General features: G+C 59.7%; 10 protein-coding genes and 1 pseudogene. 5 read left to right on the top strand and 6 right to left on the bottom strand.

All coding sequences use genetic code 11. The annotated features are described in order from the left end of the window. The first annotated feature begins 82 nt into the window (after nucleotides 1–82). The gene (locus R9B85_RS24585) at nucleotides 83–1,129 is read left to right on the top strand and encodes an alpha/beta hydrolase family protein (RefSeq protein WP_112253515.1); all 1,047 of its coding nucleotides are present in this window, start codon (nucleotides 83–85) and stop codon (nucleotides 1,127–1,129) included. Here R9B85_RS24585 and R9B85_RS24590 read toward each other — a convergent pair. The 3 genes from R9B85_RS24590 to R9B85_RS24600 all read right to left on the bottom strand — a co-directional run bounded on the left by R9B85_RS24590 (nucleotide 1,091) and on the right by R9B85_RS24600 (nucleotide 5,346). After that, nucleotides 1,091–2,284: an MFS transporter gene (locus R9B85_RS24590; RefSeq protein WP_112253516.1), complete on the bottom strand. Its 1,194-nt coding sequence runs from the start codon at nucleotides 2,282–2,284 to the stop codon at nucleotides 1,091–1,093. The genes R9B85_RS24585 and R9B85_RS24590 overlap by 39 nt on opposite strands. A 246-nt stretch (nucleotides 2,285–2,530) precedes the next feature. Then, nucleotides 2,531–4,117 carry an ABC-F family ATPase gene (locus R9B85_RS24595; protein ID WP_075045122.1) on the bottom strand — a complete coding sequence of 529 codons (1,587 nt, stop codon included), beginning with the start codon at nucleotides 4,115–4,117 and terminating at the stop codon, nucleotides 2,531–2,533. Nucleotides 4,118–4,152: 35 nt separating this feature from the next. Next, nucleotides 4,153–5,346 carry a tyrosine-type recombinase/integrase gene (locus R9B85_RS24600; protein ID WP_353844712.1) on the bottom strand — a complete coding sequence of 398 codons (1,194 nt, stop codon included), beginning with the start codon at nucleotides 5,344–5,346 and terminating at the stop codon, nucleotides 4,153–4,155. A gap of 181 nt (nucleotides 5,347–5,527) precedes the next feature. Here R9B85_RS24600 and R9B85_RS24605 point away from each other — a divergent pair, with 181 nt between their 5' ends. Further along, nucleotides 5,528–5,827 (top strand): hypothetical protein, encoded by a 300-nt coding sequence (locus tag R9B85_RS24605; protein WP_215520919.1) that lies wholly within the window; start codon nucleotides 5,528–5,530, stop codon nucleotides 5,825–5,827. A 678-nt stretch (nucleotides 5,828–6,505) separates the two neighbouring features. Next, nucleotides 6,506–6,805, top strand: a complete 300-nt coding sequence (locus R9B85_RS24610; protein ID WP_252192142.1) for a hypothetical protein — start codon at nucleotides 6,506–6,508, stop codon at nucleotides 6,803–6,805. A gap of 6 nt (nucleotides 6,806–6,811) precedes the next feature. Here the strand turns inward: R9B85_RS24610 and R9B85_RS24615 are convergent, their stop codons facing one another. The 3 genes and pseudogenes from R9B85_RS24615 to R9B85_RS24625 all read right to left on the bottom strand — a co-directional run bounded on the left by R9B85_RS24615 (nucleotide 6,812) and on the right by R9B85_RS24625 (nucleotide 10,447). Next, on the bottom strand, nucleotides 6,812–7,105 hold the full coding sequence (locus R9B85_RS24615) for a hypothetical protein (RefSeq protein ID WP_215520997.1): 294 nt from the start codon (nucleotides 7,103–7,105) through the stop codon (nucleotides 6,812–6,814). A gap of 1,357 nt (nucleotides 7,106–8,462) precedes the next feature. Then, a pseudogene (gene psrA / locus R9B85_RS24620) lies at nucleotides 8,463–9,547 on the bottom strand (iron-containing alcohol dehydrogenase PsrA). A 234-nt stretch (nucleotides 9,548–9,781) separates the two neighbouring features. Then, a complete protein-coding gene (locus tag R9B85_RS24625) occupies nucleotides 9,782–10,447 on the bottom strand; it encodes an SOS response-associated peptidase (protein ID WP_207878099.1) in 666 nt (221 codons plus the stop codon). A gap of 555 nt (nucleotides 10,448–11,002) precedes the next feature. Here R9B85_RS24625 and R9B85_RS24630 point away from each other — a divergent pair. Beyond that, on the top strand, nucleotides 11,003–11,335 hold the full coding sequence (locus R9B85_RS24630; protein WP_207878098.1) for a hypothetical protein: 333 nt from the start codon (nucleotides 11,003–11,005) through the stop codon (nucleotides 11,333–11,335). 130 nt (nucleotides 11,336–11,465) lie between these two features. Continuing rightward, a complete protein-coding gene (locus R9B85_RS24635; RefSeq protein ID WP_207878097.1) occupies nucleotides 11,466–11,777 on the top strand; it encodes a hypothetical protein in 312 nt (103 codons plus the stop codon). Nucleotides 11,778–12,084: the final 307 nt, after the last annotated feature.

Below are 12,084 nucleotides of genomic sequence, written 5' to 3' on the forward strand. Positions count from 1 at the left end.
GTTTCATCCAGGTTTCATCCGGTGCAGCCCAGGCCGGTTCTATGCTGGGCTATCTCTTCGCCCTGCAAGGAGCCGCCGGCCGATGACTCTCTCACGCTGCGTGTTGGCGCTGGCCCTGCTCGGCAGCCTGCTGGCCCACGCCGAGGCTGCGCCCTGGGTTGCCGGCTTGCACCACATGACCCTGGCCGACCCGGTCGACGACCGGCCCATGCAGGCATTGGCGTTCTACCCGGCCAGCGGCAAAACCCACACCCGCCGCATGGACGGCTACCCGATCGACGTGGCTGAAGAGGCGCCGGTAGCATTGGGCCAGTTCCCGTTGCTGGTGTTGTCCCACGGCAATACTGGCAGCCCGCTGGCCTTGCATTACCTGGCGACATCGCTGGCACGGCAGGGCTTTATCGTAGTGGCGGTGGTACACCCGGGGGACAACGCCGGCGACCACAGCCGCCTGGGCACCTTGAGCAACCTGTATGGCCGGCCGCTGCAAGTGAGTGCCGCGATTACGGCCGCCCGCGATGACACCTTGCTGGGGCCCTACCTGAACGCTGGCAAAGTGGGGGTGATCGGCTATTCGGCCGGTGGTGAAACAGCCTTGATCCTCTCAGGGGCGCGCCCCGACCTGGACCGCCTGCGCAAGTATTGCCTGGATCGCCCGAACGACGCCGACGCCTGCAGGACCAACGGGGTACTGATTTCCGACCGCAGCGAGCTGGTGCCCGAGGCCGACCAGCGGGTGGGGGCGGTGATGCTGATGGCACCGCTCAGCCTGCTTTTCGGGCGCCATGCCTTGGCCGGGGTACAGGTGCCGGCACTGATCTACAGTGGCGACAGCGATCAGCTGGTGGCGGTCGACCGCAACGCCGAAGCCCTGGCTCGCAAGTTGCCGGTCACCCCGGACTATCGCCTGTTGGCGGGCGCCGGGCACTTCGTGTTCATGGCCCATTGCGATGCCGAGCAGTCCGTGCGGATGCCGGCGCTGTGCAAGGACGCCGCAGGCGTGGACCGCCGGCACATCCACCATTCCCTGCAACGCGAAGCCGCTTTGTTCTTCAGCCAGGCACTGGGTGCGCCGCAGCCGGCCGAGCGTTCAGCCGCGACCGGCGCGCCGCGCCAGCAACAGCGTTAGGCCGACACCGGCCAGGGCGAGCAGGGCAGCCACGCAGAAGATCGAGGCATAGCCCAGGTGCGCGGCCACCGCGCCCATCACCGGCCCGGCGATGGCCAGGGCCATGTCGAAAAACACCGCGTAGGCGCCCAGCCCTGCGCCGCGGCTGCTGCTGGGCACCTGCTTGATCGCTTCCACCCCCAGCGCCGGGTACACCAGCGACAGCCCGAAACCGGTCAGCCCGGCACCGATCAGCGCCCACGGCGGCGACGGTGCCAGCCACAGCAGGCTCAGGCCGAGCACTTCGGTGGCCATGCACGCGACGGCCACGTTGTAGCCACCAAAACGGTTGACCGCGTTGACGAACAGCAGCCGGGAAATGATGAAGCACACGCCAAAGGCACTCAGGCACCAGGCCGCGCCCACCCAGCCACGCTCCAGGTAATACAGGGTGACGAAGGTGGTCAGGGTACCGTAGCCGATGGAGGCCAGGGTCAGGCCCAGGCCGCAGGGTGCGACCCGGCCGAAAGCCGACCAGAAGGGCAAGCGCTCGCCGCGCACCACCACCACGTCCGGCCGTTTGCGCAGTACCAGCAGGGCCAATAGCGCCAGTACCAGCAATGCCGGCCCCAGCACGCCGAAGTCCAGCCCATCCACGGCCAGTACACCCAAGGGGGCGCCAATGGCGATGGCGCCATAGGAGGCGATACCGTTCCAGGAAATCACCCTGGCGGTGTGCTCGGGCCCAACCTGGCTGATGCCCCAGCTAAGCGTGGCCACGCCGATCAGCCCTTGGGCGATACCCAGCAGCAGGCGCCCGCCGAGCAACAGCGCCAGGCTCAGCAGCGGTAGTGTCAGGGTCCAGGCCGATAGCAGCGTCAGCACCCCGCAGCCGGCAATCCCCAGCAAGCCGAAGCGAATGGCCTGCTTGCCCCCCAGGGTATCGGCCACGCGCCCGGCAAGCGGGCGACTGAGCAGGGTGGCCAGGTATTGCAGGCCAATGGTCAGCCCGGCGACCACCGCGCCAAACCCCAGCTGGTCGTGCACATGGCTGGGCAGCACGGCGATCGGCAGGCCGATGCAGAGGAAGGCAATGAAGGTGTAGAAAACGATCGACAGGATCTGCAGGGTGATTTGCAGCGTATTGCTGGCGGGGGCGGGTTGTTGCGCGGTCATGGGCACGTTCGCGGGCGGGCGGTTGGGCGTTGCCCCATCATGGCCGTTGAGCGAAGGAAATGAAAGCAGGCTAACGAATTATTCGTCGGAGAATGCCAGCCTGTGGAATCGGCGGTGGATGTTTCGCGGGTGAACCCGCTCCCACAGGATTTGCATAGGCCTCGAATGCTACGCAGTCCCCTGTGGGAGCGGGTTTACCCGCGAATAGGGCAGCCCGGCCAGTGCAAATGGCCGAGCCCTTCCCAATCAGACCAGCACACCCTGGCTACGCAGGTAATCGTCATAGGTGCCGCTGAAGTCCACCACGCCATCAGCAGACAGCTCGATGATGCGCGTGGCCAGCGACGACACGAACTCGCGGTCGTGGCTGACGAACAGCAGGGTGCCCGGATAGTTTTCCAGCGCCAGGTTCAGCGCCTCGATCGATTCCATGTCCAGGTGGTTGGTCGGCTCGTCCATCACCAGCACGTTCGGCTTCTGCAGGATCAGCTTGCCGAACAGCATGCGGCCTTGCTCACCACCGGAAATCACCTTCACCGACTTGAGGATCTCGTCGTTGGAGAACAACATGCGCCCCAGGGTGCCGCGGATCACCTGCTCGCCGGAGGTCCACTGGCCCATCCAGTCGAACAGGGTCATGTCGTCCTCGAAGTCGTGAGCGTGGTCCTGGGCGTAGTAGCCTACTTCGGCGCTGTCGGTCCACTTCACTTCACCCTTGTCCGGGGTCATTTCGCCGACCAGGGTGCGCAGCAGGGTGGTTTTGCCGATACCGTTGGGGCCGATGATCGCCACGCGCTCGCCTGCCTCGATGGTGAAGCCCAGGTCCTTGAACAGCACCTTGTCGTCGAATGCCTTGGCCATTTTCTCGACGGTAACGGCCTGGCGGTGCAGCTTCTTGGTCTGTTCGAAGCGGATGAACGGGCTCACCCGGCTCGACGGCTTGACCTCGGCCAGCTGGATCTTGTCGATCTGCTTGGCCCGCGAGGTGGCCTGCTTGGCCTTGGAGGCGTTGGCCGAGAAGCGGCTGACGAAGGTCTGCAGTTCGGCGATCTGGGCTTTCTTCTTGGCGTTGTCGGACAGCAACTGTTCGCGGGCCTGGGTGGCAGCGGTCATGTACTCGTCGTAGTTGCCCGGGAACACGCGCAGCTCGCCGTAGTCCAGGTCGGCCATGTGGGTGCAGACACTGTTGAGGAAGTGCCGGTCGTGGGAAATGATCACCATGGTGCTGTTACGCGCGGTGAGGATGGTTTCCAGCCAGCGGATGGTGTTGATGTCCAGGTGGTTGGTCGGTTCGTCGAGCAGCAGCACGTCCGGGTCCGAGAACAGCGCCTGGGCCAGCAGGACACGCAGCTTCCAGCCCGGTGCCACTTCGCTCATCGGGCCGAAGTGCTGTTCCAGTGGGATACCCAGGCCCAGCAGCAGTTCACCGGCGCGGGATTCGGCGGTGTAGCCGTCCATCTCGGCAAACTCGGTTTCCAGCTCGGCGACGGCCATGCCGTCTTCCTCGGTCATTTCCGGCAGCGAGTAGATACGATCGCGCTCGGCCTTGACCTTCCACAGCTGGCCGTGGCCCATGATCACCGTGTCGATCACGGTGAATTCCTCGTAGGCGAACTGGTCCTGGCGCAGTTTGCCCAGGCGCGTGTTCGGCTCGAGCATGACCTGGCCGCCGGACGGCTCGAGGTCACCGCCGAGGATCTTCATGAAGGTCGACTTGCCGCAACCGTTGGCGCCGATCAGGCCGTAGCGGTTGCCGTTGTTGAATTTGACAGAAACGTTTTCGAACAGCGGCTTGGAGCCGAACTGCATGGTGATGTTGGCGGTGGAGATCAAAGGGCTTACCTATCAGTCACTTACAGAGCTGGCTTTCAAGCTGATACCGATTTGATACCAATTTTGAGTTTTTCCAGCTCGCTCCAGTCGGAGCTTGAGTTGAGCCAACGGGCATACGTCGACAGCAGCATTTGAACGCTGTGACCCAGCTGTTGGGCGATAAATGCGGGGTTGAGGCCGGACATTAAGCATATTGTCGCATAGGTGTGGCGGCAGTTATATGGGGGGCGACGCCGAATGCCCAGCTCATTCAGCACCGGCACCCACTGTTTGTGCAGATCGGAGGTCTGTTTCACGTGCTCGGCGTTCTTCGACGGCGGCAACAAGAACGGCGTCTCGGTCACCGCTCCCTTCCCATGTCGGCGGCGGTCCGCGTATCCCCTGGCGAATTGGATCGCGCGCAAAGCGCGATCATTCAGCAGCACGAACCGATCCCTCCCTGTTTTCGTCCTTTCCTCCACCGCGCCCAAGGCGACGGTCCTCTTAACGTGCACAGTCCTCTTTTCCATATCGATCACATCCCAGCGTACGGCCAAGGCCTCCGACAGGCGGAGGCCGGTGAAGAACATGAATTCGAACAGCGCGGCATAGATGAGGCTCGGCCAATACTTGTGTTCGTATAGCTTGTCGATGATGGTGTTGGCTTCAGCCAGGGTGAACGGGGCGATCTCCTTACGCGACCGCTTCGGTAACTCAATCACCTCAGCGGGGTTCTTGGTCAGCAGGCCTTCCCGGGTCGCCGCAGCCAGGATCGTCGATAGTCTCGTAATCGCGTTGCGCTTCACGTTTGCCGAGGTCCATTCGGTTTCGGTGATGACGCGGCGGAGCAGGGTGGTTGTGATCAGGTCGATACGGACCAGAGCCAGGCGTGGCATCCAGTAAAGGTTGAGGGCGCTCTTGTAGTTGTTATGCGTGCCCTGAGTGATTTCGCGGCTGGCCAGCCAGAGCTGAAGATTGCCGCAAACAGGCACATACAGGCCCTCATCCAGGTCTCCGCTGTAGACATCGACGCCGCCGGCGTTAATTTCGATGTTAAGACGAAGCTCGACCGCCAGCTTCAGCGCGTCACCGTCGTTGGTGAGCGGGTTCCAGTGGGCGCGCACGCCGGACTGGCCTTTCAAGCGAAACGGCCATTTTGGGTCGCGGCAGGTGCAGGGCTCGATCTCCAGGCGACAACCCTTGGCTGCCAGCTTCAGCAGTTCGTGATTCAGGTTCTTTTCTTCGGGCACGATGATTCCTTGGCCGCCATTTCGCGGCAGTGAGTTGTACAAGGGGTTTGGATTGGTACAAGAAAATCGGCCAGTGGTCCGATTCAGCTCTCAAACTGGGATGCCGCGATTGCGTGCCGCCTCGCTTTAGCTATGGTGAGAGTTCACCAATTTCATACAACTAAAGTCGTAGGAGGTCGGCATGAGAAATCGTGGTGAAGTTTTCTGGGAATGGGCTGATCCAACTCTTCATCACCGCACTCACGACGAGACGCTCAACGATGGAACGTGCATAGATGTTCAGGTGCGACTGTCGCGCACGGGTAACACGCAGATGTTCATTGGGGTGTATGCCGCGAGTGGAATGGCCCTTCATGAGGAGGCATTCGATTCGCGTCCAGGTGAATCCATGACCAGGGCTCTGGCCTGGGGCGTGGGCCGGGCGCGTCGGATCGCCACTGATACCCAACCGGAATTCGATAAGGTCGCCTGCGCTAAATGAGCAGTGGGGTAGAGTACAAATGTTCTATTAGTTGACCTGATTCGCCTGGCGGACCTTGAACATACCCAGGGTCCGTCTGGCAGGTCACTTGTTATGTAATGGTTTTGCGGCGTGTCGTCGCCTTGACCCCTATTACTAGGCAAGTTAATAAGCAGAATGGGGTAGGATGGCAGTCGAGCAGGATGCTCACCGATGTTAGGCGCTTAGGTGATGCCAATCGACGGTGACAGGGAGCAAAAATCACAAGAGTGCTGTCCCAGCACCAGTGCCGGTTTGAGTTCTGCTGCCTTGCGAGACGACACATGCCATTAGATAAGAAATTTGCCGCATACCAACTCCTGAGAGAGCTGGATGCCGTGACCTCATCGATAATGAACCAAGTAGCCTATGGGCGTATGGGAGAGCTATCGTGGATAGAGACCCAAGCCCTACATAGGGAAGCCTTCGAAAGATGGATGCGCTTCGCAGCTACTCTAGATTCACCCGATCTGTCCGGGAGTCTAAATGGAGGCCGTGATCCGGGTGAGCCGCGAACCAAGGATACTTATACATGATTCGCTGATTTGTATAAGTTTATGCCAGTCGTCTGGCGGCCATTTATTTGACGTCAAATATATTGAGTCAATTTAATTGTTGGGGTAAGAAATACCTTCCTCAGCAACTAAGGACCGATGGACGATGGTAAGGGAGCGTGGCGATTGCTTCTGGCAGTGGGGCGATCCGAAATTACATACCAGAACCCACAACGAAACGTTGAATGACGGTTCGCAAATCGATGTCCAGGTACGCCTTTCGAGCATCGGCGCGACCCAAATGTTCATCGGTATTTACGGCCCTAGTGGAGCGCTCATCCACGAAGAAAGCTTTGATTCTCGCCCAGGCGAAACCATGACGCGGGCGATGGCTTGGGGTGTCGGGCGTGCTCGCCAAATAGCAAGCGAAGCCCAATCGCCGTCCCGTAAGGTCGTGTCGAGGTGAGCAGCCTCAGCACTGTCGCCTGGCGCAACTGCACTCGGTCATAGGTCCCAGGCCGACTACAGTCTGGCCAACCTCGGCCGCATCCCGCTCAGCCTCTTCTTTGGTCGAACAGATGGCAGTACCAACCATCCAGGCTATAGGCTCGGCGTGGTGCTGCTGGGTCGGCTGGGCCAGTGCCGCTTGGATCTCAGTCGACTGCTGAAACATCTGCGCCTTCGAGAAACGCTGCTGCCAAGCCTGCAGCCGTTCGCGCGGCACGCTGACCATCTCGGTGTTGCTGGATCGGTTCTCTATTGACATTAGTTACTCCTTGTCGGACTGAGATTGCGTGCGTTAATTTATATAAGGTGGCATTAGAAAAGTTCTTTTCCGGTATTCTTCGGTATCTTGTTTTTGCTGCGCAATCAAGGCGTGTTGTTCCTTACAATGAACGAGAGAATGTATTTGGGCTTAGTCACAACATGGCAGGTTCTTATGCAGGTATCGTTGGTGATTTTTGCAATGACAACGATTGGCCTTTGCTCAATGCGCTAGTGATAAATACTACTACTTGCACACCTTCAAGCGGTTTCGATGATTATCTCGAGGGCGCTGAGATGGACTGGGGTCAATGTCTATCCGGATGCTGGCGTTTTTTCCATCTGAAAACCTCACGAGAACATCAGGTAACAAACTTCTCAGGACTCACTAGCTTGGTAAGAGAGTGGCACAAGTCTTAAGCAATGCTACCAGTGGTTTTTAAATCAAGCCCAGCCCCGCGCTGGGCTTTATGCGTCTGGGGTGGCTTTGCCGTTACAGCTGGGTGGATGGGTGGACAGGATTGCGGACCCCGCAGCTTTGGGGGATGAAGACCCATTGCCTTCCTCAAGGAGTCGAGCATGGCGTTGCGGTTCCGGAAAAGCTTCAAGGTCGCGGCGGGCGCGCGTATCAACCGTAAGCGTTCGCTGAAGTCACCTTGCATGGCTTGGGCGCGCATCGACTTGGCTGAATGCGCGCGAGACAGGATCGTCCTATGATTCGGTGAGTCCACGTCTGATAATGCCTCGGATATCAACATTCAACGCAGGGCCAATAATGGACTACCGTGCAACTCGCTACGCCCTATTTGCCGTTCCCTTCTTCGTAATGTGCCAGCCAGTGCAAGCATCGACGTGGCAAGTTTGCCGTATGGAACTACATATCACTGATGTGTTGAAGCTTCCCTATCCAAAGCTACAGGCCCAGGTCGTAAAGGTAAGCCAGGCATCAACCACGGCAGAGTGCCCGGAAAAGGGGGCTACTATCACATTCGTACCGGAAACTGCTGATTACCAAAGCACGCTCCCACGCAGGCAGTGGGCCAAAAAAGGCCAGTTGATGCATATCAACTACCGATATCTGGATGGGACGTGTAAAGGCGATGGCCATCCCCATGAGTGCCGCATTGAACACTACCCCTTAGCGGGTGCTTGGTAAGCGTCCGACGAACACATGTTCGCCACATGCAGATCGAAGAATGGGCGGCGAGCATGGACCATGCAGCCAATTTCGGTGATAGCCATCCGATAGTCCTTTGGGATGCGAAAGCCCGGCGCTGTTCCTTTTTGTACGCTGCCGCCGGCACGGGGGCGCGGCGAGTCGGCACTCTTGTTTGGTGCTGGAGGAAAGGCGTGGGGTGTCAGGCGGCTTGCGAGCCGATGAAATTGCGCCCGCGTGCGCCCTGCATGGCCTCATCGATCATCGCTTCGGCCTAGGCCGCTGTCACGCCGTAGTCCTCGAACTCGGTGTGCACGCCCAAGCGATGGAGGAAGCCTCTCAAGCGCTGCTGCGCGCTGGTGAGGTCGGGGCCGAAAACCTTCTGCAAGGGTCGAGCTCCCCATCACGGCCCCAGGCCAGGCCCAGGACCATCGGCAAAGTGAACGAACAGGCGATGCCATGGGGCAGGCCATGGCGCAAGGTCATTTCATAGGAGATGGAATGGGCAAGTGCGGTCTTGGTGTTTGAGAATGCCATGCCGGCCTTGAGCGCAGCCAGGGCCATGCGCGCGCGCAGCTCGGGGTTGGCCAAGTCCTGTTGCAGCTGTGGCAGGCAATCGAGGATGTCTTCGATGGCCGACACCGCGAAGGTGTCGGAGATGGGATTGGCGTTGTGGTTCCAGATCGCTTCCAGGGCATGCGACAGCGCATCCAGCCCGGTGGATACCGTCACCCGGCCCGGTACGCTGAGCATCAGCTGTGGGTCGATCAACGCCACCTGCGGCCAGGTGCACGCCAGGTGCAGGGAGTATTTCTTCTGCCGGGCGCTATCCCACAACGTGGCCCAGGGGGTCACCTCGCTGCCAGTTCCAGCTGTGGTCGGTGCGGCAATCAGTGGCTTGTGTCGCGCGGGGGTGAACGATTTGCCACTGGCGAGCAATTCCAGCAGTTCATCGAAGCTTCCGGATTGTGTCCCGACGATCAGCGCTTTGGCGGTGTCGATGGCGCTGCCACCACCCAGGGCGAAGACGCTGTCACAGTCACCGTGCTCGGCCCAGAATCGTTCGTGTACATCGCGCAACCAGGCCACGTCCGGGTTTGGCTGCACAGTGTCGATCACGCAGACCAGACGCTCGCCAAGCAGGCCGCGCACGCGCTCCACTAGCCCCAACTGAGCGGCCTCGGGGAACGTCACCAAAGCGACCTTGCCAGTGCACAGCTCGGCAACGCGAGCCAGGCTGCCAGCGCCGAACACGGTCGAGACAGGATTATGGAAACAGGCAGACATGGGCAGTTCCTTGTTGTTGTTTGAAGGTGCGGCCATGCTCGTTGGCGGGCAGGTTTCGTTCCAATCGTTTGATTGCAGGCAAGCATCGGTCAGGCCGATAACAGCGTCAGCGTGGATTGCGCAAACTCCGGGCTGGCAGTGCCCCTGCACATGACGCGCAGCGGGCAAGGCCGGTGGGTTGGGAGGGATCAGTGGGAATAGAGCACTGGAGCGTGCGCAAAGATTTGCCTGTGTTCAATGAAGCGGGTTAATCAACTCGGCACCCTGGTTACGCACATTCCCCACGGCCACACTCACCCGGTACCACTCGAAGGCTTCGGCCGGCTCACTGAGGTTGAGCACCAGTTGTTCTGCGTGCTCGCTCGGCATTGTTGCCGTGATCCACTCGTACGCCAGTTCTGGCGACAACACGACAGGCCGGCGGTCATGAACATCGACCATTCCGCCCTGGGAGTCGGCGGTAATGATGACGAACCCGTCGTGCTCGGTACCGGTGAACTGGCCGATCGAAGCGCAAAGGGCAGGGCGGCCATCCTGGCGCCGGATATGGTAAGGCTGCTTCTTCGGCCCGCCCTCATCAACCCATTCGTACCAGCCGTCGATTGGGGTGATGGCCCGGTGTGGCCAGATCGCCCGGAAGAATGGGCCATGCGCCACCTTCTCGACCCGGGCGTTGATCGGCGCAGCACGATCGGCAGCCCAATGCGGCCGCCATCCCCACCTCACCAGGTCCGCTCGTGGGCCTGCGTCATCCATCCGCAGTACTGCCACCGGCGTGGTCGGTGCGATGTTGTAACGGTCAAGCGGCTGGTCGCCGACGTTGTTGCGCCAGGCCTCAGGCAGGCTCAGGGTTTCAACGAAGTCATGTATGCCACGGTACTGGCTTAGCCTTCCGCACATGATCGCTTCCTCCTAAACCATGAGCATAGGCCAGGGCATGGTTCCCGGGTACAAGGCTGCGGGGGCGCGGAGCATGGACGAAACGACCATGATCGGATGTGCCACTGTTCTGGAACAGGAATTGCTGGGACCCTGAGGCATTGATCATTCGGAGAATGCAAAAATGACTCAGGATGACCGCTACTACTTGGTCTTCGTTGTGGTTGCCGTGCTGCTACTGGATCTGCTGGCGACCCTGGTGTTTCTGAAGGCCATTGCCTGACTCCCGATTGTGGGCCCAGCCGCCCCCGGATTCGGGGCATAGCGCAAGCACGCCCAGGCTGCCCGGTCTGGAACTTGTCGGCTGGCCCATGAACGAAGGTATCTTCGCGGAGAAAGCCCGCCCCGAAACCGATATAGCTAACAAGCATATTACCGGGCTGACGTTGAGCAGTAACATGGGCAAACAAAAACAAAAAAGGTGCATGCGGCTTGGTAACACTTTCCAGGTTACTCGATGGGGCGGCAGGAGCGTGTTGCGTGAAAAGCTCAAGATCGGTAGCAGGTGCAATACTGATGTCCACATTTGCCACACTGTTCATGGCAGGCTGCGTACATGGCCCCGATGTACGTGAGGGCCATGGGTATGTGGTCGGGGCTATGGAAAGAAGTACGCCGACATACCTGGGGTGCGTCCAAAGCGAACTTCAAGGGAACGTGAAAACCTACCAGGTCGATGACGTTAACTCGGTCAGACTGTTTGTCGATAGTACCGACCCCGACAAGGCGGGTGGCCTGGTCGAGGTACGCGGCACGGGTACCCAGCGCCAGTTCGCGGCCTATCAACGCGATGCCTGGTACGACCATGGCAGGCTGTTGGACGCCGCGCTGATGTGTTCAAAAGCATGATCAACTAACCTTCGAGAACGAAAAGCCCGCGCTCGAGCGCGGGTTTTTTGCATTTGCAGACGCCAGCCGCAATAATCCGCTCATTTGAACGGAGAGTATAAGGTTGGAATCAAGAAGCGTTGTCGCGGAAATGTTTATTGGAATGCCGACGCATTTCTGGGTGTTGCCGGTTGCCGGCCTGGTCGCCTGGTTCGGCCTGAAATGGGCCGAGCAATCCCATGACCGCGCCACCCTGCTGCGGACCGTGACCTATCTGCTGCTCATCGCGTTGGCGGTGTTGCCCAACGGCTTTTATGCACTGTTCCCCCCTTCGCCCGACATGCCCGAGCTGTTGTTGAATCGTGAACCGCTCCCCAACTACGAAGGCCGCTTCTACCTGGATGCCTTTTACGTGTTCAGCGGATGGGCATTGAGCAAGGTGGCCAAGCTCAAGTTCAGCTAGGGAAGCGCTGAACGAACCGCTTGAAGGCCGGCACTGGGCGGCCTTCTGCCTCAGGCTGCTCGGTTCCGAGCCGATCATCGAGCTAACCGTTCTTGCTGGCGAGCTTACATGGCCAGGTTCAAGTTGAATAGATGGTCAAGAAATCTAAGCAAACACGATTGGTTCGCAACTATCAACGTGGGCGGGCGCGTACTTTTCAACTAGCACCTTCCTGATAAGAGCAACTTGCAGTTATGCGCCCCTGTGCGCAGCAAGGGCTAATTCAAAAGTAATAGGTCAAAAAGCTTTTTACGAGTTTTGATGATGA

The sequence above is a fragment of the Pseudomonas sp. NLJ1 genome, assembly GCF_049486705.1.
In the GTDB taxonomy this organism is placed as follows: domain Bacteria; phylum Pseudomonadota; class Gammaproteobacteria; order Pseudomonadales; family Pseudomonadaceae; genus Aquipseudomonas; species Aquipseudomonas inefficax.